We start from the raw sequence: 22,808 nt of genomic DNA on the forward strand, positions 1-22,808 counted from the left end.
CGTCGGCGTGCGATGCGGGCGAGTCGCATCCACGGGTAACATTGGTGTCTTTCCGCGCGCCGGACCGACATGAGCGGTTCGGCGCGGCGGCGATTCCAATCACGACCATGACGCCATGCCACATCTGACGCTTGAATACTCCGGCAACCTCGACGGGTTCGATGCCAACGCGACGCTTGTCGCGCTCAACGAAGCGCTCGCGGGTTCCGGGCATTTCAATGAACTCGACATCAAGAGCCGCGCGACCCGCTTCGACGATTTCGTCATCGGCACGGCGAGCGCGCCGCGCGCGTTCGCACACGCGAAACTCGCGATCCTGAGCGGCCGGTCCGCCGACGCGAAGCGCGACCTGTCCGAGCGGGTTTTGTCGGTATTGACGCAACGCTGCCGCGCGCCGTCCGGAACGCATGTGCAGTTGAGCGCGGAAATACTCGACCTCGAGCGCGAGAGTTACGCGAAGGCGATCGTCGAGCCGCGTTGACCGGGCTGTGGGACGCGCGGCAGGAGGGCGCAGCAGGGTGTTCGCGGGCTGAGCCGCTGCCCTGATCGATGATCGCGTGCCGGTGGGGCCGGCACGGATCGGCCTTCAGCCGATGAACCGGCTGAAGGCGGCATCGCGCTTACACGAGCCCCGTCGTGTAATACACCGCGATCACGAAGAACACCGCGAGCGTCTTGATGATCGTCACCGCGAAGATGTCGCGATACGACTCGCGGTGCGTGAGGCCCGTCACCGCGAGCAGCGTGATCACCGCGCCGTTGTGCGGCAGCGTGTCCATGCCGCCGCTGGCCATCGCGACGATCCGGTGCAGCACGTCCATCGGGATGTTCGCTGCCTGCGCGCCCTTGATGAACAGGTCCGACATCGCGGCGAGCGCGATGCTCATGCCGCCCGACGCCGAGCCCGTGATGCCGGCAAGCGAGCTGACCGACACGGCCGCGTTGACGAGCGGGTTCGGAATGCTCTTCAGCGCATCGCCGACGACGAGGAAGCCCGGCAGCGCGGCGATCACGCCGCCGAAGCCGTATTCGGATGCGGTGTTCATCGCGGCGAGCAGCGCGCCGCCCACCGCTGCCTTCGACCCGGCCGCGAAACGTTCGCTGACGCGCTTGAACGCGGTGACGACGACGAGCAGGATGCCGAGCAGCAGCGCGGCCTCGACCGACCAGATCGCGACAACCGTCTTGATCGACGTCGTCACCGGCGTATGCACGCCCGGCAGCACGTCGGGCGCGACCGTGTACGACGCGGCGCCGTACCACGTCGGGATCAGCTTGGTGAGCGCGAAGTTCGACACGCCGACGAGGATCAGCGGCAGGATCGCGAGGAACGGGCTCGGCAGCGATTCGGTCGCGACACGCTCCGGCTCGTTGACGAGCGACGTGCCGTAGCCTTCGCCCTTCGCCATCGCGGCGCGGCGGCGCCATTCGAGGTACGAGAGGCCGACGACGATGATGAACAGCGAGCCGATCGTGCCGAGCGCCGGAGCGGCCCACGCGGTCGTCTTGAAGAACGTGGTCGGGATGATGTTCTGGATCTGCGGCGTGCCGGGCAGCGAATCCATCGTGAACGAGAACGCGCCGAGCGCGATCGCGCCGGGCATCAGCCGTTTCGGAATGTTGCTCTGGCGGTACAGCTCGGCCGCGAACGGGTAGACCGCGAACACGACGACGAACAGCGACACGCCGCCATAGGTGAGCAGCGCGCACACCGCGACGATCACCGCATTCGCGCGCGAGCGCCCGATGTAGCGGATCGCCGCGTGGACGATCGACTCGGAGAAGCCGGACAGCTCGATCACCTTGCCGAACACCGCGCCGAGCATGAACACCGGGAAATACAGTTTGACGAAGCCGACCATCTTCTCCATGAAGATGCCGGAGAAGACCGGCGCGACGGCGGCGGGCTCGGTCATCAGGACCGCGCCGAGCGCGGCGATCGGCGCGAACAGGATCACGCTATAGCCGCGGTACGCGGCGAACATCAGGAACGCCAGCGCGGCGAGGACGATCACGAAGGACAAGAGAGTCTCCTAATGGCTTTGGTTTTGTTCGGTCGTGCGGCGCGCCGCGGACCGGCTCAGGTTCGTGCAGGTTTCGTGCCACCGGCCGCGCTGCGCCGCCGGACGCGGGTCCGCCGGTGGCCGGCGGGCCCACGCCGGCCAATCTTCAGGCGATTCTACCTAAATCGTCTCCGGATGGAGACGGATTGCCCGTCCGGACGCCCCGGACATGCTTGCTGAACGTCAACGGGCAAGGCGTTGCGGGCTGTCTCCAGAATGAGATAATCCGTCTCGTTCCGGAGACAGCCCGGACAATACCCAAAAGCAATACACGGAGACGACGACACGATGATGAACGACTGGCCCCGCTTGCCCGTCGATTACGGCGACGTGCTGCGGCGCGCCGCCGAATCGCTGTTCAGGACGTTCGAGGATTCGAGCGCCGGCACGCTGATCGTCGACCGTGACGCGCGCATCGTGTGGATGAACGAGCGCTATGCGGCGCGTTTCGGTTTCGCCGATCCGCGGCAGGCGGTCGGCCTCGATTGCGAGGCGGTGATCCCGCACAGCCTGATGCGCGAGGTCGTGTCGACCGGGCAGCCGATCCTGCTCGACATCATGGAGACGGGCCGCGAGCCGCTCGTCGTGACCCGCCTGCCGTTGAAGAACGAGGCCGGCGAGACGGTCGGCGCGATCGGCTTCGCGCTGTTCGACCAGTTGAAGACGCTCACGCCGATCTTTTCCCGTTACGTGCAGCTGCAGCAGCAACTGCTCGCGACGCAGCGCTCGCTTGCACAGGCGCGTCGCGCGAAATACACGTTTGCGAGCTTCGTCGGCACGAGCCCGGCGAGCCTCGAGACGAAGCGCCAGGCGCGCCGCGCCGCGCAGGTCGATTCGCCGGTGCTGCTGCTCGGCGAAACCGGCACCGGCAAGGAGCTGCTTGCGCACGCGATCCATGCGGCGTCGTCGCGCGCGCTCCAGCCGCTCGTGACGGTCAACGTCGCCGCGATCCCCGACGCGCTGCTCGAGACCGAATTCTTCGGCGCGGCGCCCGGCGCCTATACGGGCGCCGACCGCAAGGGGCGGGTCGGCAAGTTCGAGCTGGCCGACCGCGGCACGCTGTTCCTCGACGAGATCGGCGACATGCCGCTGCCGCTGCAGGGCAAGCTGCTGCGCGTGCTGCAGGACAAGGAATTCGAGCCCGTCGGCTCGAACCGCATCGTGCGCGCCGACGTGCGGATCATCGCGGCGACGTCGGCCGACCTGCCCGCGCTCGTGGCGGCCGGGCGCTTTCGCGCCGATCTCTATTACCGGCTCAACGTGCTGACGATTCACGCGCCGCCGCTGCGCGAGCGCGCGTCCGACATCGCGGCGCTCGTCTACGCGACGCTCGAGGAGCTCGCTGCCCAGCACGGACGCGCCGCGCACTGCGAGCTCACCGACGATGCGCTGCGGATGCTGTGCGCGTATCCGTGGCCCGGCAACGTGCGCGAGCTGCGCAATACGCTCGAGCGCGCACTGATGCTGTCCGACCGCGCGGTGATCGATGCGCGCGCGCTCGCGCCGTTTCTCGGGCCGTCGCGCGTGCAGCCCGACGGCATGCCGCCCACGCCGGCGGCGGCCGAACCCGAAGCGGGCACGGCGCCTGCCGCACCCGCCGTGTCGTACGCGGACGCGTTGGCGGCATGGGAGCGCCAGTTCCTCGCCGACGCGCTCGCCGCCTGCAACGGCAAGGTGGTGGACGCCGCCGCGCGCGTCGGCATCGGGCGCGCGACGTTTTACAAGAAGCTGGCGGCGCTGGACATCGACGGGTAGCGTCGCGCGTTTCCGGCGCGGCTCGAACGAGGAGGCGACGATGAAGCGAACCTGCATCGCGTGGCGGGTGGCTGTGACCATGGCGGCGTCCGCGCTCGCGGCCTCCGCACTCGCGCAACCGGATGCCGCGGGCGAACAGACGATGCGACGCAATTGGTACGACGACCCTTTCGTCGCGCTCTCGCGCGACGTCGCCGAATGCCCGCTGCCGCTCGGGCCGTGGATGACCCGCGCGGAGATGGAGGACGACGCGCATTACCGCGCCGAGCGCGGCACGACCTGCTGGCTCGCGCATCGCTGCACGAAGCCGAACTCGTATCTGTACGACGCGCCGATCGCGGCTGCGGCGAAGGCGCACTTTGCCGGCTCGACGCGGCTGAGCGGCACGAGCCTGTGGATCACCGTGCAGCGGCGCTTCGTTTACGTGGAAGGGTGTGCGGACGCGTCGTTCGATCGCGCCGCGCTGCTACGCGAATTGGCGGCGCTGCCCGACGTCGAGCAGGTTTTCGTTCGCATCACAGACGATCCGCGCCGGTCGGTGCCGTACAAGACCCGCGCGCAACCCGACCGGGCGCCGAATTAACGATCGGGCAGAGGCGCATGGCATACTCGCGACATTTAAAAAAAGGTTGACGGAAAGAACAATGAAACACATGCTTGCGTCGGTCTGTCGAAGGCCCGAAGCATTACTGCGGCGGGCCGGGGCGATTGCCTTGCTGGCGGTGCTCGGGGGATGCGGCGGCAGTGCCCCGCTGTTTACTTCGGATGGCCGTCCGACCACGTTGGTGCAATGCACGAGCGGCGATTCATGGGGCAATTGCATGGACAACGCGCGCGCCACCTGCAACGGTGAATTCGACGTGCTTCAGCAATCGGTCGACAGCGGCGTGCGGAGTCTTCTCTTCGCATGCAAGAGAAAAAGCGGTTATTGATCCCGTTTTCGCAGCCGGAGAAATCTCCCGATCGCGCAGACCCCTTTTCTATTTGCTTCGAGTCACCTATTTTTCATAAATAACACTCAGGGAATCCCATCCATATGGCGACCTACCGGCAACTGACAGCGCAACTCGAGAAACTTCAGCAGAAGATCGATAAGGAACGCGAAAAGGCGGTCACCGACGCGATCGCTGCGATCCGGGCGAAAATCGAGGAATTCGACATTACGCCGGAGGAGCTCGGCTTCCGTTCCACGGGCGCCCCTGTCAAGGCCAAGCGTCCGCTGCCGCCGAAATATCGCCATCCGAAGACCGGCGAAACGTGGAGCGGCCGCGGCCGTGCGCCGGCATGGCTGGGCAAGAACCGCGCGCGTTTCCTGATCAAGGACTGATTCCCGAAAAGTCTCACCTTTCCCGCGCTGACTGACGGTGCGCATGGCCGGATGGCCATCGCACCGTTTTGTTTTTGTGCGCGCGCCGATCATTTGAATCTCCGAAGCGTGGCGCGCTGCTGCGCGATTGCCGCGTGCCGTTTCGGCAAATCGCCGCGATTTATCCGCGCTCCGCGCCGATTTCCGGTAAACAGCCGCGCAATCGCATGTCGCGTGGGCGTATCCGCAGGCGAATTGCGCGGTGCATGCGCCGAGGATGTTTCCATCACCTTTCGCCGTTTCGCGCATTCACGTGCGCAATTCCCGAACGTTCTCACCTTGGCTCCTGTAAATCCTCACCATTGCCGGACCGGCGCGGACGAACGTGTTCGCGTTTCGCGTGACGCTGCATGCCGGACGCCCGTGCATGGTGCACGGCTTGACCGAGGTCGAGTAGCCGGCCGTTCGGCATATAGGCAGCCGAGAGCGGTTCGCCTATGCTTTGAATTCGCGTCGGCCGGACGGCGGCTCGTCGAGCCGCGACCGGGTCCGGCCGTCTTTCGTTACCGTATGGAGCCGATGTGACCGTTCGCCATCTCGATGCGCTGTTCCAGCCCAAATCCGTTGCGGTCGTCGGTGCGTCGCCGCGCGCAGGCAGTATCGGCGCGATGGTGTGGGCGCGCGTGCTCGGCGGCGCGTTCCAGGGCGCCGTGTGGCCCGTCAATCCGAAATACGACGAGTTGGACGGCCACAAGGTCGTGCCGGATGTCGACCGGCTGCCCGCGCCGCCGTCGGTCGCGGTGATCTGCACGCCGCCCGCGACGTGGCCCGGCATCGTGCACAAGCTCGGCGTCCTCGGCGCGCGCGTCGCGGTGATCGTCGGCGAGGCGCGCACCAGTGCGCATCGTGCGGCGCTCGATCGCGCGCTCAAGGCGGCGAGGCCGTTCGTCCTCCGTATCGTCGGGCCGGGCAGTCTCGGCGTGCTGTCGCCGGCGCGGCATGCGCATTTCGGCGCGCCGGCGTATACGGTGCGCTCGGGCGGCGTCGCCTGGGTATCGCAGTCGAACGCGCTGACGAACGCCGTTCTCGGCTGGGCGGATGCGCGCGGGCTCGGCTTTTCGCACGTCGTGGCGCTCGGTGGCGAGGCCGACGTCGATGCGGGCGACGTGCTCGACTACCTCGCGAGCGATCCCGGCACGCGCGCGATCCTGCTCGAGCTCGACAGCGTGCGCGCCGCGCGCAAGTTCATGTCGGCGGCGCGCGCGGCCGCGCGCAACAAGCCGGTGCTCGCATTGCGCACCGGCCGCGCAGACCCGGGCGACGCGCTGTATACGGCGGCGTTCCAGCGCGCGGGGATGGTGCGGGTCGACGCGCTCGACGATCTGCTCGACGAGATCGAGACGCTAGGCGTCGGCCGCGTCACCGCGCGCGGCGCGGCGACGCTCGTCACGAGCGACGCGGGCGTCGCGAAGCTCGCGGTCGATGCGGTCGCGGAGGTGCGCGACGTGCTGGCCGAATGGCCGGCGGCGGCCACGGCGGCCGTCGCGCAAGCGCTCCCGCATCTCGACGCGCCCGGCAATCCGCTGACGCTCGGCGACGACGCGCGCCCCGAGCATTTCGGCGCGGTGATCCGCGCGCTCGCGCCGTTTCCGCAGACCGGCACGCTGTTCGTCGTGCATTCGACGTCGCACAGCGCGCCGGCCGACGCGGTGGCGCGCATGCTGATCGACATGCGCCAGCACGCGCATCGCGGCATCCTCGCGTGTTTCTTCGGCGCGGTCGATGCGTCGACGCGTGACGCGCTGCATGCGAACGGCATTCCCGTGCATACGACGCCGCAGCGGCTGGCGCGCGCGTATGCGCGCCTCGTCGATTACAACCTCGGCCGCGAACTGCTGATGCAGACGCCCGAAGGCACGCCGCCGCAGCCGGCGGCATGCGTCGCGTCCGCGCGGACGGAGGCGCGCGGGTGGCTGGAAGCGGGGCGGCACGAACTCGCCGGCGAGCCCGCGCTGCAATGGCTGGCGCATTTCGGCCTGCAAGGCGCGGTGCCGTCCGACGAACCGCGCGATGCCGTGGTCGTCGACGTGATGGTCGACATGCACGACGACCCGAATTTCGGCCCGGTATTCCGCTACCTGGTGCCTCCGGCGGACGGCGTGTCCGCGCCGTTCGTCGTCTACGGGCTGCCGCCGCTGAACACGGTGCTCGCGCGCGCGGTGATGGAACGCTCGCCGTATGCGCGCCGCGCGCCGGTCGAACCCGCGCTCGGCGCGTTCACGGCGCTGTCGCAGGTGGTGTGCGACGTGCGCGAGGTGGTCGCGCTGTCGGTCACGCTGCGCGTGCTGCCGGACCGCGTGCGCGTGATCGCGCCGCGCATCACGCTGGCGGAGGGCCGCAGCCGGCTCGCGATCATGCCGTATCCGCGTCATCTCGAGCAGACGCTTGCGTGGCAGGGCGACACGATGACGATCCGGCCGATCCGTCCGGAAGACGAGGCCGCGCACAACGAACTGCTCGGCGCGATGACGCCGGAGGATCTGCGGATGCGCTTCTTCGGCGCGGTGCGCAGCTTCGATCACTCGCAGCTGGCGCGCATGACGCAGATCGATTACGACCGCGAGATGGCGTTCATCGCATCGGTTGACGACGGGGCAGGCCGGTCGCACACGCTCGGCGCGGTACGCGCGGTGACCGATCCGGACAACGAGACGACCGAGTTCGCGATCGGCATTCGGCCGGACCAGAAGGGCAAGGGGCTCGGGCGTCTGTTGATGGCGCGCATCATCGAGTACGCGCGCTCGCGCGGCACCGCGTGGATGATCGGCGAGGCGCTGCGCGAGAACACCGCGATGATTGCGCTCGCGCGCGCGTGCGGGTTCACGATCACCGCGACAGAGGAGCCCGGCATCGTGGGCTTCAGAATGAAACTGCAGGGTTGAAGCGCGACGCTGCTCCCCCTTTGCCGGATACGGCATGCCGCACGCACATTCGCCCCCGGCCGCGTCGTGAGCGAAGGCGAGCAACGATGCCTTTGCACCCCCATCGTGTCAAAGGTGAGCTTTTTCGGGGGCGTGCGTGAGCCTTTCCGGGAATGCAGGGGTGAGCTTTTTCGGGAGCCTTCGGTGAGCCCTTTCGGGAAGGCTCGGTGAGCGTCTCCGGGAGACGCAGGTGAGCCTTTCCGGGACGCAATGGTGAGCCTGTGCGGGAAGCCGTGGTGAGGGTCTGCGGGACGCGCGGGTGAACTGCTCCGGGAGCCCTCGGTGAGCGCTTTCGGGGCGTGCAGGTGAGCACTTGCGGGAGGCTGAGGTGAGGTTTTTCGGGAGCACGTGTCGGCGGTGCTCCCGTGGGCACGGCGCCGGCTGTCGCGATGCGCGCGCCGGTGTCGGCCGTGCCCGGCGGCCCGGTCAGGCGGTCAGTTTCGTCGCCGCGTCGTTCACCTGCTCGCGCGAGATTGCGAGTTCGGTCAGGTGCGCGTCCGCGTACACGGCGCCCGTTTCGCGCTCGAGGCGGGCGATCGTCAGCGCGCAGCGGGCCACGTCCTTCGGCATCGCGATGAAGCGCTTGACGGACTCGCCGGCCTTGAACGCGTCGAACAGCGCGCCGCGGACGTCGTCCGGCAGCGTCTTGGTCCATTGATACGGCTTGCCGTTGAACGTGATCGACGGTGGCAGCGTGCGTTCCTTCTTGGTCGCCGTGATGAGCCCGTAGGTGCGGGCGGCGTCGCCGATCTGGTCGGGTGAGAAGAGCTCGTCGGGCGTGATGTCGAATTGCTCGATGTAGTTTTCGATTGCCTGCATCGCGGCAGCGCGGTCGTCGCGCTTCTTCTGCGCACGCGCGACGATGTCGCGCAGTTCGTCCGCCTCTTCGGGCGTGATCGTGAAGCTTGCCTGCTTCTGCTGAAGTTCGGAGAAACGCTGGAATTCGAGATCGTTCAGAAGTTTGGCCATGACATTCATCAGACACGACAGCCGGCGCCGCCGGCCGTCGTAGTTTTGGAGAGGGTCGCTATTCTAGCGTAGCGACCCGGCATGGCGCGGTGGCGCGAAGCATCGCGACCACGCGCGACACGCGGTGGCGTCGCGGCGTGCGTTGCCGCCGTACCCGCGTCGGTCCGGCGCGCCCGCGCGTCGGTCAGTTCAGCTCGACGCGGCTCATCGACAGCGTCGCGGCGGTGGCGCGCAGGCGCTCGGCTGCCGCATCGACGGAAGGCGCCGCGTGCGCGTCGATGCGGCGCATGTACGGGCAGGTCAGCGCGGCGATCGCGTGACCGGACGGGCCGACGATCGGGACGCTGATGTCGACGACGCCATAGGCCTGACGGCTGTCCCGGCACAGGAAACCGTCGCCGCGGATCGCTTGGCACGCCTGCGCGAGCTCCTGCTCGTCGAGCGGCGCTTCGCCCTTGACCTTGCGGTGCTCGGCCAGCATGTGCGCGCGTTGCTCGGACGCCTGGAAAGCCAGCGTCACGCGTCCCGACGCGGTATCGGCGAGCCCGATGCGCGAGCCGAGCCGCACCGACACGCCCCATGGGCCGGGGCCGTCCACCTGCGCGATCACGAGCAGGTTGCCGTGGTCGTAGACGGCCAGGTGGCAGGACTGCTCCGCCACATCGGCGAAGCGCTGCATCGGCGGCAGCGCTTCGGCGATCAGGCGGCTCATCGGCGGATGGCGGTGGGCGAGCGCGAACAGCTTGAGGCTGAGCGTATAGCGGTCGCCGCCCGTCGAACGCATCACGTAGCGGCGCGCGACCAGGCGCTCGAGCATCCGGTAGATTTCGCTCGCGTTGCGGCCGAGTTCCTTCGTGATTTCGGTGCGGGTGAGCCCTTCCTTCTGCTCGGACAGGAGTTCGAGGATGTCGAGCCCCTTGTCGAGCGCGGGGGCGCGATAGCGTTCAAGTCCCCCGCCGTCTCCATGGGCGTCGTTACCGAGGGACCGGTCGTTGATCATCTGCATCGTCTTGGTATCGTGGGTCGGTGAAATGCTCACGATCGGTCGGCAGCGCACGTGCAATGGCTCTGCAACGCCCACGTGCAAAGCCGGTGCGCGCCGGCGAGCGCACTTCGATCGAGCATAACAATAAACAATTTCGAATTAATTCGGCAGATTCTTACTGATTATTACCGTTTGGGAACGTATGAGCGACCGCTCCGACGACAAATATGGAAAGAAAGTGCATGTTTATTTTATGCGATGAAATAGTCGCAGTGAATCGATGACGCCCGTATGGCGAGTATTCACGTCGTGTTGCCCTGGAGCGGATCCGGCCGGCGCGGGACGCCGGCGCGTAGCCGCGATGCTGCGCCGCAAGGCCAGCATGCGCTGCAATAGTCGGTATCCGTCGCGCGTCATTTCATGGCCGGCGGCGGGTGGTACAAAGAGCGGCGGGCAAGCGCGGAAGCGGCGCCATGCGGGCCGGCCGGGCAACGGCGGCCGCTGCGCGCGAGCGCCGTTTTGCCGGCGCCGATCCGCAAACCGACGGCCGCCCGTCCGTTGCGTGCGTCGGCATCCTGTTACATCCGATCAGGGAGGTTGAGTTCGATGAAACTGCTTCGCTATGGCCCGCCCGGCCAGGAAAAACCCGGCATGCTCGACGCGGACGGCCGGATTCGCGATCTGTCGGCGCATGTCGACGATCTCGCCGGCGACGTGCTGTCGGACGCCGGACTCGCGCGGCTGCGCGCGCTCGATCCGGCGACGCTGCCGCTCGTGCCCGGCGAGCCGCGCATCGGCCCGTGCGTCGGGCGGATCGGCAAGTTCATCGGCATCGGGCTGAACTACGCCGATCACGCGGCCGAAGCGGGGATGCCCGTGCCGGCCGAGCCGGTCGTGTTCGCCAAGTGGACGAGCTCGGTCTGCGGCTCGAACGACGGCATCGACATTCCGAAAGGCTCGGTGAAGACCGACTGGGAAGTCGAGCTGGGCGTCGTGATCGGCGCACCGTGCAAGGACGTCGACGAGGCGCGCGCGCTCGACTACGTCGCCGGCTATTGCGTGGTCAACGACGTGTCCGAGCGCGAATGGCAGCTCGAGCGCGGCGGCCAGTGGGACAAGGGCAAGGGCTTCGACACGTTCGGCCCGATCGGCCCGTGGCTCGTCACGCGCGACGACGTGCCCGATCCGCAGCGGCTCGACCTGTGGCTCGAGGTCGACGGCCATCGCTACCAGCAAGGCAACACGCGCACGATGGTGTTCACGGTCGCGCAGCTCGTCGTGTATCTGTCGCGCTGCATGCGCCTGCAGCCGGGCGACGTGATCACGACCGGCACGCCGCCGGGCGTCGGCATGGGCGTCAAGCCGGCGCCGGTGTACCTGAAGCCGGGGCAGACGGTGCGGCTCGGCGTCGAAGGGCTCGGCGAACAGCTGCAGCGCACGCGCGCCGCGCAGTAGCCATTCAGCGATGCGAAAAGCAATGGCCCGATTCCGCGCAACACGGAATCGGGCCTTTGGTCGACGGGCGGCCGATCGATCGAGCGCGATGCACGCGTCTCCAACGTGACGAACGCACCCGTCACACGATGTTGTCCAGCTCGCAATGCGCTTCCAGCCGATACCCGTCGGGATCCGTGACGAACGCCGCGTAATAACCGGGGCCGTAGTGCTCCCGCCTGCCGGGCCCGCCGTTGTCCGTGCCGCCGTGTGCGAGCGCGGCACGGTAGAACGCGTCGACTTCCACCGGCGACGACGCCCTGAACGACACATGCAGCCCCGATTCCGGATCGGCCGCCACGGGGCGCGTCGTGTGCGTGAGCCACAGAACCGGTTCGGCCGTGCCGTAGCCGAGTGACGACGCGTCGCCGAACAGCCGCTTGTAACCGAGCGCGCCGAGCGCGCTGTCGTAGAACGTGCGGCTGCGGTCGATCTGGGCGACGCCGAAGGAAAGGTGATCGATCATGTCATTGCTCCTTGAGACTGCGTGGGTGTCAGTGCGGCAAGCGAGTTTTAACCACCATGCCGGTTATGCTAGGAAACGTCCTTGCGCTTGTCAACCGGCATGGTGGTTAGATACGATCGCGACATGAGCGATACGCATCCTTCCGCCGACGCGGACTTCCTGATTCCGGCGCCGCCGGAAACGCTGAGCATCGATTTCGCGAATACGCGTTACTGGCGCGGCAGCGAGATGCCGACGGAAACGCTCGGGACGGTCGACGACCTGCTGGCGTGGTGCCGCGAGCAGGCGGGCGTGCCGGCCGCGCTGGCGGACGCGTGCCGCGCGTCGATCGCGGATGCCGGGCCGGCATGGCTCGACGGCGCGCTGGCGCTGCGGGAGACGCTTTACCGGCTCTACCTCGCGCAGGCAGAGCAGTGCGAGCCGCCGGCGCGCGACGTCGCGGCGCTGCGCGGCCATCTTGCGCAAGCGGCGCCGCGGGTCGCGCTGGTGCGCACGAACGACCGGTATGCGTGGCAGGTCGGGCACGAGACCGCGACGCTCGGCGGGCTGCTGAGCCCGGTGCTGTGGTCGGCGATCGACCTGCTCGGCGGCGCGCGCCTCGCGAAGGTCAAGCGGTGCGCGAACGACGCGTGCCAATGGCTGTTCGTCGACGACAGCAAGAACGGCAGCCGGCGCTGGTGCTCGATGGCGTCATGCGGCAATCGCGCGAAGGCCCATCGTCACTATTACAAGGCGGACTGACCGGGGACCGGTGGCGGACCGGCGCACGCAATCGCGTTGCAGCAAGCGGCGCCTACCTGCCGGACAGCTTCCGCCACATCGTCGTCTTGCTGATGCCGAGCATCGCGCACGCGCGGTCGCGATCGCCGCCGCATGCGTCGAGCGCCGCGCGGATCTCGTCGGCTTCCGCGCGGCGGCGGCGCGCCTGCAGCGTCGGCGCATCGTCCGGATCGTCGCACGCATCGGCCGGGCTCGCGAACAGTTCCGGCGCGATGGCCTGCAATGCGTTGGGATCGAGCGCGCCGCACGGCGCAGCCTGCCCGTCGTCGCCCGCTTCTTCCGCCAGCTCCACCGCGATCCGCTCGATCACGTTCTGCAATTCCCGTACGTTGCCGGGCCACCGGTAGCGCATCAGGATCGCCTGCGTCGCGTCGAGCACGCGCGCCGCGTCGCCGGCATCGCGCAGGCTGTCCGCGAGCCGCGGCTCGCGCCGCGCGGCCTGCACCAGCAGCGCGGCCGCGAGCGCGGGAATGTCGGCCGGGCGCTCGCGCAGCGGCGGCAGCCCGACGTTCAGGATGTTGAGCCGGTAGTAGAGGTCCGCGCGGAACGTGCCGTCCTCGACGGCCGCGAGCAGCGGCCGGTGCGTCGCGGCGATCACGCGCACGTCGATGCGGATCGGCTCGGTCGACCCGAGCCGGATCACCTCGCGCTCCTGCAGCACGCGTAGCAGACGGCTCTGCAGCGACGGCGGCATCTCGCCGATCTCGTCGAGGAACAGCGTGCCGCGATGCGCGGCCTCGAACAGGCCCGTCTTGCCGCCGCGCCGCGCGCCGGTGAACGCGCCTTCCTCGTAGCCGAACAGCTCGCTTTCGAGCAGCGCTTCCGGAAACGCGCCGCAGTTGATCGCGACGAACGGATAGCTGCACCGCGCGGACAGCGCATGCAGGCTCTGCGCGATCATCTCCTTGCCGGTGCCGCTCTCGCCGAGCACGAGCACGGTCGCGTCGGATTTCGCGTAGCGGCGCACGAGGTCGCGCACGCGCGTCATCGGCGCGGATGCGCCGACCACGTCGTCGAGCGTGTAGCGCGCCGCGAACTGCTGCGTGCCCGGCTGCGAGCGCAGCGCGCGGTCGAGCCGCTCGACCGCGCGCGATTCCTGGAAGGTCAGCACGCTGCCCGACGTGACGCCGCGATCGACGAGCGGGCCGCGATGCACGACGTAGCGCACGCCGCGCACGGTCGCGAGCGCGTCGCCGTCGTCGCCGCGCAGCGTGCGCAGCTCTGGCGTCAGGTCGACCAGCGCGCGCCCGACGGCCGCCGCGGGTTCGACCCCGAGCGCCAGCGCGAGCCGCTCGTTGATTGCCTCGACGCGCCCGCGCGCATCGAGCGCGACGACACCGTCGCGCAGGTGCTGGAGCAGGTTGTCGAGGCGCTGCCGGCGCAGTGCCTCCGCGTGGGTCGCATAGGCGACCTCGAGCGCGGTGTCGACGGCCTTGCGCACCGACGCATGCGAATACAGGAACACGGCGCCCATGCCGACGCTCGCGGCCAGGTCGGTGACGAGGCCGGGGCCGACGATCGTCTCGATGCCGCGGTCGCGCAGGTCGTGCACGCAGGTTTCCGCTTCCTGCGCGGACTGATATGACGCAAACTCCACGTCGAGGCCGTACGCGGCGACGAAGCGGCGCACCTCGGGCGGCGTCTCGCCGACGCTGACGAGCGCGATCCGCGACGCGTCGCGCCGGGCGCGCGCGAGCGCCTGCATCACGTCGAAGCCGGTCGGCGTGACGACCACGACCGGCACCGGCGCGCGCGTCTTCAGGAAGCTGCCGTTCGAGCCGGCCGCGACGATCACGTCGGGCCGCGCGGCGCCGGCCTCGGCGATCGCGTTGAGCGCCTCTTCATACGCGCGCGACACGATGCGCACGTCGGCGCGCTCGTCGAATTCGCCGGCGATCTCGCGAAAGAGGTCCCGCAGGCGGCTGATGCCCATCGCCCAGACGCGCGGCCGCACCGCGCGGTCGGCGGGGCCGACGGGCTTGATCGAGGAGAGGTCCATGGCGAACGATTATGCGCGTGCGATTTCATTTTTGGAACGCGAAATTTCCAAATTGAAATCATTCGGCCACGATGGCATGCGGCCGGTTGCTTAAGAATCAGTGGGTTAGCGGCGATACGCGAGCTGGCCCGGTACTTGCTGTGTAGCAGGCATTCCATCAGGAGGCCGTTCATGAGCAACACGCATCTTCAAAGCGCCGGCGCGAAATTCCGCGCGGCAGTCGCGGCCGAGCAGCCGCTGCAGGTGGTCGGCGCGATCACCGCCTACGCGGCCAAGATGGCCCAGGCCGTCGGCTTCAAGGCCGTCTACCTGTCGGGCGGCGGCGTCGCCGCGAATTCGCTCGGCATTCCCGACCTCGGCATCAGCACGATGGAAGACGTGCTGATCGACGCGAACCGGATCACCAACGCGACCGACCTGCCGCTGCTCGTCGACATCGATACGGGCTGGGGCGGCGCGTTCAACATCGCGCGCACGGTCCGCTCGTTCATCAAGGCCGGCGTCGCCGCCGTGCACATCGAGGACCAGGTCGGCCAGAAGCGCTGCGGCCACCGTCCCGGCAAGGAATGCGTGCCGACCGACGAGATGGTCGACCGCATCAAGTCGGCGGTCGACGCGCGCACCGACGACCAGTTCGTGATCATGGCCCGCACCGACGCGGCCGCCGCCGAAGGGATCGACTCGGCGATCGAGCGTGCGATTGCCTATGTCGAGGCCGGCGCGGACATGATCTTCCCCGAAGCGATGAAGACGCTCGACGACTATCGCCGCTTCAAGGCTGCCGTGAAGGTGCCGATCCTCGCGAACCTGACCGAATTCGGCTCGACGCCGCTCTTTACGCTCGACGAGCTGCGCGAGGCGAACGTCGACATCGCGCTGTACTGCTGCGGCGCGTATCGCGCGATGAACAAGGCCGCGCTGAATTTCTACGAGACGCTGCGCCGCGACGGCACGCAGAAGGCGGCCGTGCCGACGATGCAGACGCGCGCCGAGCTGTACGACTACCTCGGCTACCACGCATACGAGCAGAAGCTCGACGAGCTGTTCGCGCAGGGCAAGAAGTAACGCGGCCCGCCCCCGATACACGAATCTGGATACTGGAGAACGGAAACATGAGCGAGACGAAAGACGCAGCAGCACCGGCCGCCGCAGGCGCCTTCAAGCCGAAGAAGTCGGTCGCGCTGTCGGGCGTGACGGCCGGCAACACGGCCCTCTGCACGGTCGGCAAGACCGGCAACGACCTGCACTACCGCGGCTACGACATCCTCGATGTCGCCGAGTCGTGCGAGTTCGAGGAGATCGCGCATCTGCTCGTGCACGAGACGCTGCCGAACCTGACCGAACTGGCCGCCTACAAGGCGAAGCTGCGTTCGATGCGCGGCCTGCCGAGCGCGCTGAAGGCGGCGCTCGAGCAGATTCCGGCGTCCGCGCACCCGATGGACGTGATGCGCACGGGCGTGTCGGTGCTCGGCACCGTGCTGCCGGAGAAGGACGATCACAACCTGCCGGGCGCGCGCGACATCGCCGACCGCCTGATGGCGTCGCTCGGCTCGATGCTGCTGTACTGGTATCACTTCTCGCACAACGGCAAGCGCATCGAGACGGAAACCGACGACGACTCGATCGGCGGCCATTTCCTGCACCTGCTGCACGGCAAGGCGCCGTCGAAGTCGTGGGTCGACGCGATGCACACGTCGCTGATCCTGTACGCGGAGCACGAGTTCAACGCGTCGACGTTCACGGGCCGCGTTATCGCGGGCACGGGCTCGGACATCTACTCGGCGATCACCGGCGCGATCGGCGCGCTGCGCGGGCCGAAGCACGGCGGCGCGAACGAAGTCGCGTATGAAGTCCAAAGCCGCTACAGCTCGCCGGACGACGCCGAAGTGGACATCCGCCGCCGCGTCGAGAACAAGGAAGTCGTGATCGGCTTCGGCCACCCGGTCTACACGATCTCCGATCCGCGCAACAAGGTGATCAAGGGCGTCGCGCACAAGCTGTCGAGGGAAGCGGGCGACCTGAAGCTGTACAACATCGCCGAGCGCCTCGAATCGGTGATGTGGGACGCGAAGAAGATGTTCCCGAACCTCGACTGGTTCAGCGCGGTGTCGTATCACATGATGGGCGTGCCGACCGCGATGTTCACGCCGCTGTTCGTGATCTCGCGCACGTCCGGCTGGAGCGCGCACATCATCGAGCAGCGCGTCGACAACAAGATCATCCGCCCGAGCGCGAACTACACGGGTCCGGAAGACCTGCAGTTCGTGCCGATCGAGAAGCGCTGACACGCAAGCAGCGCGCGCCGGCCCCCGCCACGCGGGCGGCCGGCGCGCGCTGAACGTCTTACCCAGGTTGCCCCCACATCATGAATACCGCCTACCGCAAACCCCTGCCCGGCACGTCGCTGGACTACTTCGACGCGCGCGCCGCGGTCGACGCGATCGCGCCCGGCGCCTACGACACGCTGCCGTACACGTCGCGCGTGCTCGCCGAAAACCTCGTGCGCCGCTGCGACCCGGCGATCCTCGCCGATTCGCTGAAGCAGATCATCGAGCGCAAGCGCGAACGCGATTTTCCGTGGTTCCCGGCGCGCGTCGTGTGCCATGACATCCTCGGCCAGACGGCGCTCGTCGATCTCGCGGGCCTGCGCGACGCGATCGCCGAGCGCGGCGGCGATCCGGCGAAGGTGAACCCGGTTGTGCCGGTGCAGCTGATCGTCGACCACTCGCTCGCCGTCGAGTGCGGCGGCTTCGATCCGGACGCGTTCGCGAAGAACCGCGCGATCGAGGATCGCCGCAACGAGGACCGCTTCCACTTCATCGAGTGGACGAAGCAGTCGTTCGAGAACGTCGACGTGATCCCGCCGGGCAACGGCATCATGCACCAGATCAACCTGGAGAAGATGTCGCCGGTGATCCAGGCGCAGGACGGCGTCGCGTATCCGGACACCTGCGTCGGCACCGACAGCCACACGCCGCACGTCGACGCGCTCGGCGTGATCGCGATCGGCGTCGGCGGTCTCGAAGCCGAGAACGTGATGCTCGGCCGCGCGTCGTGGATGCGCCTGCCCGACATCGTCGGCGTCGAGCTGACCGGCAAGCGCCAGCCCGGCATCACCGCGACCGACGTCGTGCTCGCGCTGACCGAGTTCCTGCGCAAGGAGAAAGTGGTCGGCGCGTACCTGGAGTTCCGCGGCGCAGGCGCCGCGAGCCTCACGCTCGGCGACCGCGCGACGATCTCGAACATGGCGCCCGAATATGGCGCGACGGCCGCGATGTTCTTCATCGACGGCCAGACGACCGACTACCTGCGCCTCACCGGCCGCAGCGACGAGCAGGTGAAGCTTGTCGAGACCTACGCGAAGGAAGCGGGCCTGTGGGCCGACACGCTGCAGCACGCGCAGTACGAGCGCACGCTGACGTTCGACCTGTCGTCCGTCGTGCGCAACATGGCCGGCCCGTCGAATCCGCACAAGCGGCTGCCGACGTCGGACCTCGCCGCGCGCGGGATCGCCGGCCAGTGGGAAGAGAAGGCGGGCGAGATGCCCGACGGCGCGGTGATCATCGCCGCGATCACGAGCTGCACGAACACCAGCAACCCGCGCAACGTGATCGCCGCGGCCCTGCTCGCGCGCAACGCGAACGCGCGCGGCCTCGTGCGCAAGCCGTGGGTGAAGAGCTCGCTCGCGCCGGGCTCGAAGGCGGTCGAGCTGTATCTGGAAGAAGCGAACCTGCTGCCGGAGCTGGAGAAGCTCGGCTTCGGCATCGTCGCGTTCGCGTGCACGACCTGCAACGGGATGTCGGGCGCGCTCGACCCGAAGATCCAGCAGGAAATCGTCGAGCGCGACCTGTACGCGACCGCCGTGCTGTCCGGCAACCGCAACTTCGACGGCCGCATCCATCCGTATGCGAAGCAGGCGTTCCTCGCGTCGCCGCCGCTCGTCGTCGCGTATGCGATCGCGGGCACGATCCGCTTCGACATCGAGAAGGACGTGCTCGGCCACGACCAGGACGGCAAGCCGGTCACGCTGAAGGACATCTGGCCGACCGACGAGGAGATCGACGCGATCGTCGCGTCGAGCGTGAAGCCCGAGCAGTTCCGCAAGGTCTACGAGCCGATGTTCGCGCGCAGCGCCGATGCGGGCGAGCGCGCGGCGCCGTTGTACGACTGGCGTGCGCAAAGCACGTACATCCGCCGTCCGCCGTACTGGGAAGGCGCGCTGGCCGGCGTGCGCACGCTCAAGGGAATGCGCCCGCTCGCGGTGCTCGGCGACAACATCACGACCGACCACCTGTCGCCGTCGAACGCGATCCTCGCGAACAGCGCCGCCGGCGAATACCTCGCGAAGATGGGCCTGCCGGAAGAGGACTTCAACTCGTACGCGACGCACCGGGGAGACCACCTGACCGCGCAGCGCGCGACCTTCGCGAACCCGACGCTCGTCAACGAGATGGCGGTGGTCGACGGCGCGGTGAAGAAGGGCTCGCTCGCGCGCGTCGAGCCGGACGGCACGGTGATGCGGATGTGGGAAGCGATCGAGACGTACATGAATCGCAAGCAGCCGCTGATCGTCGTCGCCGGCGCCGACTACGGCCAGGGCTCGTCGCGCGACTGGGCCGCGAAGGGCGTGCGGCTCGCGGGCGTCGAGGCTATCGTCGCCGAAGGCTTCGAGCGGATCCACCGCACGAACCTGATCGGGATGGGCGTGCTGCCGCTCGAGTTCAAGCCGGGCACGAACCGGACGACGCTCGGCATCGACGGCACCGAGACCTTCGACGTGGTCGGCGCGCGCACGCCGCGCGCGGACCTGACGCTCGTGATCCATCGCAGGAACGGCGAGCGCGTCGAGGTGCCGGTCACGTGCCGGCTCGATACGGCCGAGGAAGTGTCGATCTACGATGCGGGCGGCGTGCTGCAGCGTTTCGCGCAGGACTTCCTCGAATCGTCGCAGGCGGCGGCTTGACAGGGACAACACGGACATGGCTCACATTCCTCAGATCAGGATTCCCGCGACCTATATCCGCGGCGGCACCAGCAAGGGCGTGTTCTTCCGCTTGCAGGACCTGCCCGAGGCCGCGCAGGCGCCCGGCGCCGCGCGCGACGCGCTGCTGCTGCGCGTGATCGGCAGCCCCGACCCGTACGGCAAGCAGATCGACGGGATGGGCGGCGCGACGTCCTCCACCAGCAAGACGGTGATCGTGTCGAAGAGCACGCGGCCCGGCCACGACGTCGACTATCTGTTCGGCCAGGTGTCGATCGACAAGGCGTTCGTCGACTGGACCGGCAACTGCGGCAACCTGTCGGCGGCGGTCGGCCCGTTTGCGATCAGCGGCGGCCTCGTCGATCCGGCGCGCGTGCCGCGCGACGGCGTCGCGACCGTGCGGATCTGGCAGGCGAACATCGGCAAGACGATCGTCGCCCACGTGCCGGTCACGAACGGCGCGGTGCAGGAGACCGGCGACTTCGAGCTCGACGGCGTCACGTTCCCGGCGGCGGAGGTGCAGCTCGAGTTCATGGACCCGGCCGCCGACGAGGAAGGCGCGGGCGGCGCGATGTTCCCGACCGGCAACCTCGTCGACGATCTCGCGGTGCCGGGCGTCGGCACGCTGAAGGCGACGATGATCAATGCGGGCATTCCGACGATCTTCGTCGACGCGGAGGCGATCGGCTACACGGGCACCGAGCTGCAGGACGCGATCAACGGCGACGCGAAGGCGCTCGAGAAGTTCGAGACGATCCGCGCGCACGGCGCGCTGCGCATGGGCCTGATCGACACGCTCGACGAGATCGCGACGCGGCAGCACACGCCGAAGATCGCGTTCGTCGCGAAGCCGGCCGACTATGTCGCGTCGAGCGGCAAGCGCGTCGCGGCCACGGACGTCGACCTGCTGGTGCGCGCGATGTCGATGGGCAAGCTGCATCACGCGATGATGGGCACGGCGGCGGTCGCGATCGGCACGGCCGCCGCGATTCCCGGTACGCTCGTCAACCTGGCGGCGGGCGGCGGCGAGCGCCAGGCGGTGCGCTTCGGGCATCCGTCGGGCACGCTGCGGGTCGGCGCGGAGGCGAAGCTGGAAAACGGCGAATGGACCGTCACCAAGGCGATCATGAGCCGCAGCGCGCGCGTGCTGATGGAAGGCTGGGTGCGCGTGCCGGGGGATGCGTTCTGACGCGGCTCGACCGGCGCGACCGGCCCGGTCCGTCGCGCGACGGTTAACCTGATCCCTGCGAAGCGGACCCCGCCGAGCAGGGATTTTTCATTTGAGGGGCGTCGCGAACGCCATCCGACCGCCAAGCATGGAGAACCGCATGCCGCTCGATCCACCGCTGAAAGGCGTCCACGTCGTCGAATTCGAAGGTCTCGGCCCCGGCCCGCTCGCGGGCTGGATCCTCGCCGGGATGGGCGCGCGGGTCACGCTGATCGCGCGTCCGTCCGGCCGCACGAGCGCGCCCGACGCGCTGCAGGGCCGCGACGGCGACCTGCTGCGCGAAGGCAAGACGATCGTTTCGCTCGACCTGAAAACGCCGGCGGGGCGTGACGAAGCGCTCGCGCTGATTTCGCGCGCCGACGCGCTGATCGAAGGGCTGCGGCCCGGCGTGATGGAGCGCCTCGGGCTCGGGCCGCAGGACTGCGCGCCGCATAACCCGCGGCTCGTCTATGGCCGGATGACCGGCTGGGGCCAGACGGGGCCGCTCTCGGCTGCCGCCGGCCACGACCTGAACTACGTCGCGTTGACCGGCCTGCTGTCGCTCGCCGCGCCGCGCGGCGGCAAGTCGGGCCTGCCCGGCCTGCCGCCGACCGTCCTCGGCGATGCGGGCGGCGCGCTCGGGCTCGCGTTCGGGATCGTCTGCGCGCTGTTCGACGCGCGTGCGGGCGGTCCGGGACGGGTGGTCGACGGCGCGATCGTCGACATCGTCGCGATGCTCGGCACGCTCGCGCTGTGGGCGCGCGCGAACGGCCAGCTCGACGGCGCGCAGCCGAGCCTGTTCCACGACGCGCCGTTCTACGACGTCTACCGCTGCGCGGACGGCGAATGCGTGACGATCGGCGCGCTCGAGCCGCCGTTCTATGCGTTGCTGGTCGAACGGCTCGGGCTGACGGACGTCGATCCGGCGTCGCAGTACGACCGCGCGCGCTGGCCGGCGCTGAAGGCGCGTTTCGCGGAGGTGTTCGCGCGGCAGCCGTCCGCGCACTGGCGCGCGCTGCTGGAAGGCAGCGACGCGTGCTTTGCGCCGGTGCTGAGCGTCGCGGAGGCGGCGAAGCATCCGCACAATGTCGCGCGCGGAATCTACGAGACCGACGCGCAAGGCGTCGTGCGCGCGCGCGTTGCGCCGCGATTCCTGCCGCTGGCGGGCGGCGACGCGGATTAGGGGCGCTTCCAGGCACGACCCAGGGACGACACATGACCGGCACATGACCGGCATCGGCGTGTGCTATGCCGTTTCCTCGGGCGCGCCCGGCACCTTCCCGTCGCCGACGCGGTTGATCGTGCCTTGCGCGATCGCGACGAGCCGTTCGTGATCGCCGTCGATCACGAACACGTGACACTGGCAGGTCGCCTGTTGCCGCCCCGCATAGACGAGCTTCGCGCGGGCGACGAGCGTGCCGTTCACCGCCGGCCGCAGATAGTTGATCTTGTATTCGGCCGTGACGACGCGCGGCCCGAGCGCGAGCGCGCCGGCGAACGTCAGCGCGTTGTCGGCGAGGTAGCTGATGACGCCGCCGTGCACGTAGCCGTGCTGCTGCCGCAACTCGTCGCGCACGGGCAGGCACAGCGACACTTCGTGCTCGCCGATGTGCATCAGCTCGGTGCCGAGCAGCATGCTGAACGGTTGCGCCCGCAATGCGCCACGGGCGTGATCCACGATGTCGGTCATCGACTTCCCCACAATGAGTGGCCGCTTGCGCTGAACTCTAGGAAGCGGGGCGCGGATAAGCAAGGAAATCTGACCGCATTTCCTGCGATTGACGGCGTCGCACAATGCGATTATCGCGTCGCATGCGCGCGA

19 protein-coding genes are annotated in these 22,808 nt (G+C 68.5%); 13 read left to right on the top strand and 6 right to left on the bottom strand.

What is annotated here, in order from left to right:
- The first annotated feature begins 115 nt into the window (after positions 1-115).
- Entirely contained in the window at positions 116-481 is a 366-nt protein-coding gene (locus tag ACFIMZ_RS19650; protein ID WP_431824018.1) for a 5-carboxymethyl-2-hydroxymuconate Delta-isomerase, read from the top strand.
- Positions 482-620: 139 nt separating this feature from the next.
- Here ACFIMZ_RS19650 and ACFIMZ_RS19655 read toward each other — a convergent pair whose 3' ends face one another.
- The gene (locus tag ACFIMZ_RS19655; protein WP_059716327.1) at positions 621-2,024 is read right to left on the bottom strand and encodes a GntP family permease; all 1,404 of its coding nucleotides are present in this window, start codon (positions 2,022-2,024) and stop codon (positions 621-623) included.
- Between the two features lie 327 nt (positions 2,025-2,351).
- Between ACFIMZ_RS19655 and ACFIMZ_RS19660 the strand changes: the two genes are divergently transcribed.
- From ACFIMZ_RS19660 to ACFIMZ_RS19680, 5 genes are all read left to right on the top strand, one after another.
- On the top strand, positions 2,352-3,818 hold the full coding sequence (locus ACFIMZ_RS19660; protein ID WP_431824019.1) for a sigma-54 interaction domain-containing protein: 1,467 nt from the start codon (positions 2,352-2,354) through the stop codon (positions 3,816-3,818).
- Between the two features lie 40 nt (positions 3,819-3,858).
- Positions 3,859-4,401, top strand: a complete 543-nt coding sequence (locus tag ACFIMZ_RS19665) for a BON domain-containing protein (RefSeq protein ID WP_431824020.1) — start codon at positions 3,859-3,861, stop codon at positions 4,399-4,401.
- 61 nt (positions 4,402-4,462) lie between these two features.
- On the top strand, positions 4,463-4,750 hold the full coding sequence (locus tag ACFIMZ_RS19670; RefSeq protein ID WP_431824021.1) for a hypothetical protein: 288 nt from the start codon (positions 4,463-4,465) through the stop codon (positions 4,748-4,750).
- 104 nt (positions 4,751-4,854) lie between these two features.
- Positions 4,855-5,145, top strand: a complete 291-nt coding sequence (locus ACFIMZ_RS19675; RefSeq protein WP_431824022.1) for an H-NS family nucleoid-associated regulatory protein — start codon at positions 4,855-4,857, stop codon at positions 5,143-5,145.
- Between the two features lie 560 nt (positions 5,146-5,705).
- Positions 5,706-8,066: a GNAT family N-acetyltransferase gene (locus ACFIMZ_RS19680; RefSeq protein WP_431824023.1), complete on the top strand. Its 2,361-nt coding sequence runs from the start codon at positions 5,706-5,708 to the stop codon at positions 8,064-8,066.
- Between the two features lie 465 nt (positions 8,067-8,531).
- On the opposite strand, the gene ACFIMZ_RS19685 is transcribed toward ACFIMZ_RS19680, so the two are convergent.
- Together ACFIMZ_RS19685 and ACFIMZ_RS19690 are read right to left on the bottom strand one after the other, a co-directional pair.
- Positions 8,532-9,083 carry a hypothetical protein gene (locus ACFIMZ_RS19685; protein ID WP_431824024.1) on the bottom strand — a complete coding sequence of 184 codons (552 nt, stop codon included), beginning with the start codon at positions 9,081-9,083 and terminating at the stop codon, positions 8,532-8,534.
- Positions 9,084-9,258: 175 nt separating this feature from the next.
- Complete coding sequence (locus ACFIMZ_RS19690) at positions 9,259-10,080, bottom strand: IclR family transcriptional regulator (protein ID WP_431825448.1); 822 nt, start codon at positions 10,078-10,080, stop codon at positions 9,259-9,261.
- Between the two features lie 585 nt (positions 10,081-10,665).
- Between ACFIMZ_RS19690 and ACFIMZ_RS19695 the strand changes: the two genes are divergently transcribed.
- Positions 10,666-11,514: an ureidoglycolate lyase gene (locus ACFIMZ_RS19695; protein WP_431824025.1), complete on the top strand. Its 849-nt coding sequence runs from the start codon at positions 10,666-10,668 to the stop codon at positions 11,512-11,514.
- A gap of 121 nt (positions 11,515-11,635) precedes the next feature.
- On the opposite strand, the gene ACFIMZ_RS19700 is transcribed toward ACFIMZ_RS19695, so the two are convergent.
- Positions 11,636-12,019, bottom strand: coding sequence for a VOC family protein (locus ACFIMZ_RS19700; RefSeq protein WP_431824026.1), 384 nt, complete (start codon positions 12,017-12,019; stop codon positions 11,636-11,638).
- Positions 12,020-12,142: 123 nt separating this feature from the next.
- On the opposite strand from ACFIMZ_RS19700, the gene ACFIMZ_RS19705 reads away from it, so the two are divergent.
- Positions 12,143-12,760, top strand: a complete 618-nt coding sequence (locus ACFIMZ_RS19705) for a CGNR zinc finger domain-containing protein (RefSeq protein ID WP_431824027.1) — start codon at positions 12,143-12,145, stop codon at positions 12,758-12,760.
- Between the two features lie 52 nt (positions 12,761-12,812).
- Here ACFIMZ_RS19705 and prpR read toward each other — a convergent pair whose 3' ends face one another.
- Entirely contained in the window at positions 12,813-14,798 is a 1,986-nt protein-coding gene (gene prpR / locus ACFIMZ_RS19710) for a propionate catabolism operon regulatory protein PrpR (RefSeq protein ID WP_431824028.1), read from the bottom strand.
- A 171-nt stretch (positions 14,799-14,969) separates the two neighbouring features.
- Between prpR and prpB the strand changes: the two genes are divergently transcribed.
- From prpB to ACFIMZ_RS19735, 5 genes are all read left to right on the top strand, one after another.
- Positions 14,970-15,863, top strand: a complete 894-nt coding sequence (gene prpB, locus ACFIMZ_RS19715; protein WP_431824029.1) for a methylisocitrate lyase — start codon at positions 14,970-14,972, stop codon at positions 15,861-15,863.
- Between the two features lie 47 nt (positions 15,864-15,910).
- Entirely contained in the window at positions 15,911-17,083 is a 1,173-nt protein-coding gene (prpC, locus tag ACFIMZ_RS19720) for a bifunctional 2-methylcitrate synthase/citrate synthase (protein WP_431824030.1), read from the top strand.
- Positions 17,084-17,163: 80 nt separating this feature from the next.
- Positions 17,164-19,761 (top strand): Fe/S-dependent 2-methylisocitrate dehydratase AcnD, encoded by a 2,598-nt coding sequence (gene acnD, locus ACFIMZ_RS19725; RefSeq protein WP_431824031.1) that lies wholly within the window; start codon positions 17,164-17,166, stop codon positions 19,759-19,761.
- Between the two features lie 16 nt (positions 19,762-19,777).
- Positions 19,778-20,968, top strand: coding sequence for a 2-methylaconitate cis-trans isomerase PrpF (prpF, locus tag ACFIMZ_RS19730; protein WP_431824032.1), 1,191 nt, complete (start codon positions 19,778-19,780; stop codon positions 20,966-20,968).
- 139 nt (positions 20,969-21,107) lie between these two features.
- A complete protein-coding gene (locus ACFIMZ_RS19735; RefSeq protein ID WP_431824033.1) occupies positions 21,108-22,169 on the top strand; it encodes a CaiB/BaiF CoA transferase family protein in 1,062 nt (353 codons plus the stop codon).
- 63 nt (positions 22,170-22,232) lie between these two features.
- On the opposite strand, the gene ACFIMZ_RS19740 is transcribed toward ACFIMZ_RS19735, so the two are convergent.
- On the bottom strand, positions 22,233-22,676 hold the full coding sequence (locus ACFIMZ_RS19740) for a PaaI family thioesterase (RefSeq protein WP_059879591.1): 444 nt from the start codon (positions 22,674-22,676) through the stop codon (positions 22,233-22,235).
- Between the last annotated feature and the right edge of the window lie 132 nt (positions 22,677-22,808).

The organism is Burkholderia sp. F1 (genome assembly GCF_050813845.1).
Taxonomy (GTDB): Bacteria; Pseudomonadota; Gammaproteobacteria; order Burkholderiales; family Burkholderiaceae; genus Burkholderia; species Burkholderia ubonensis.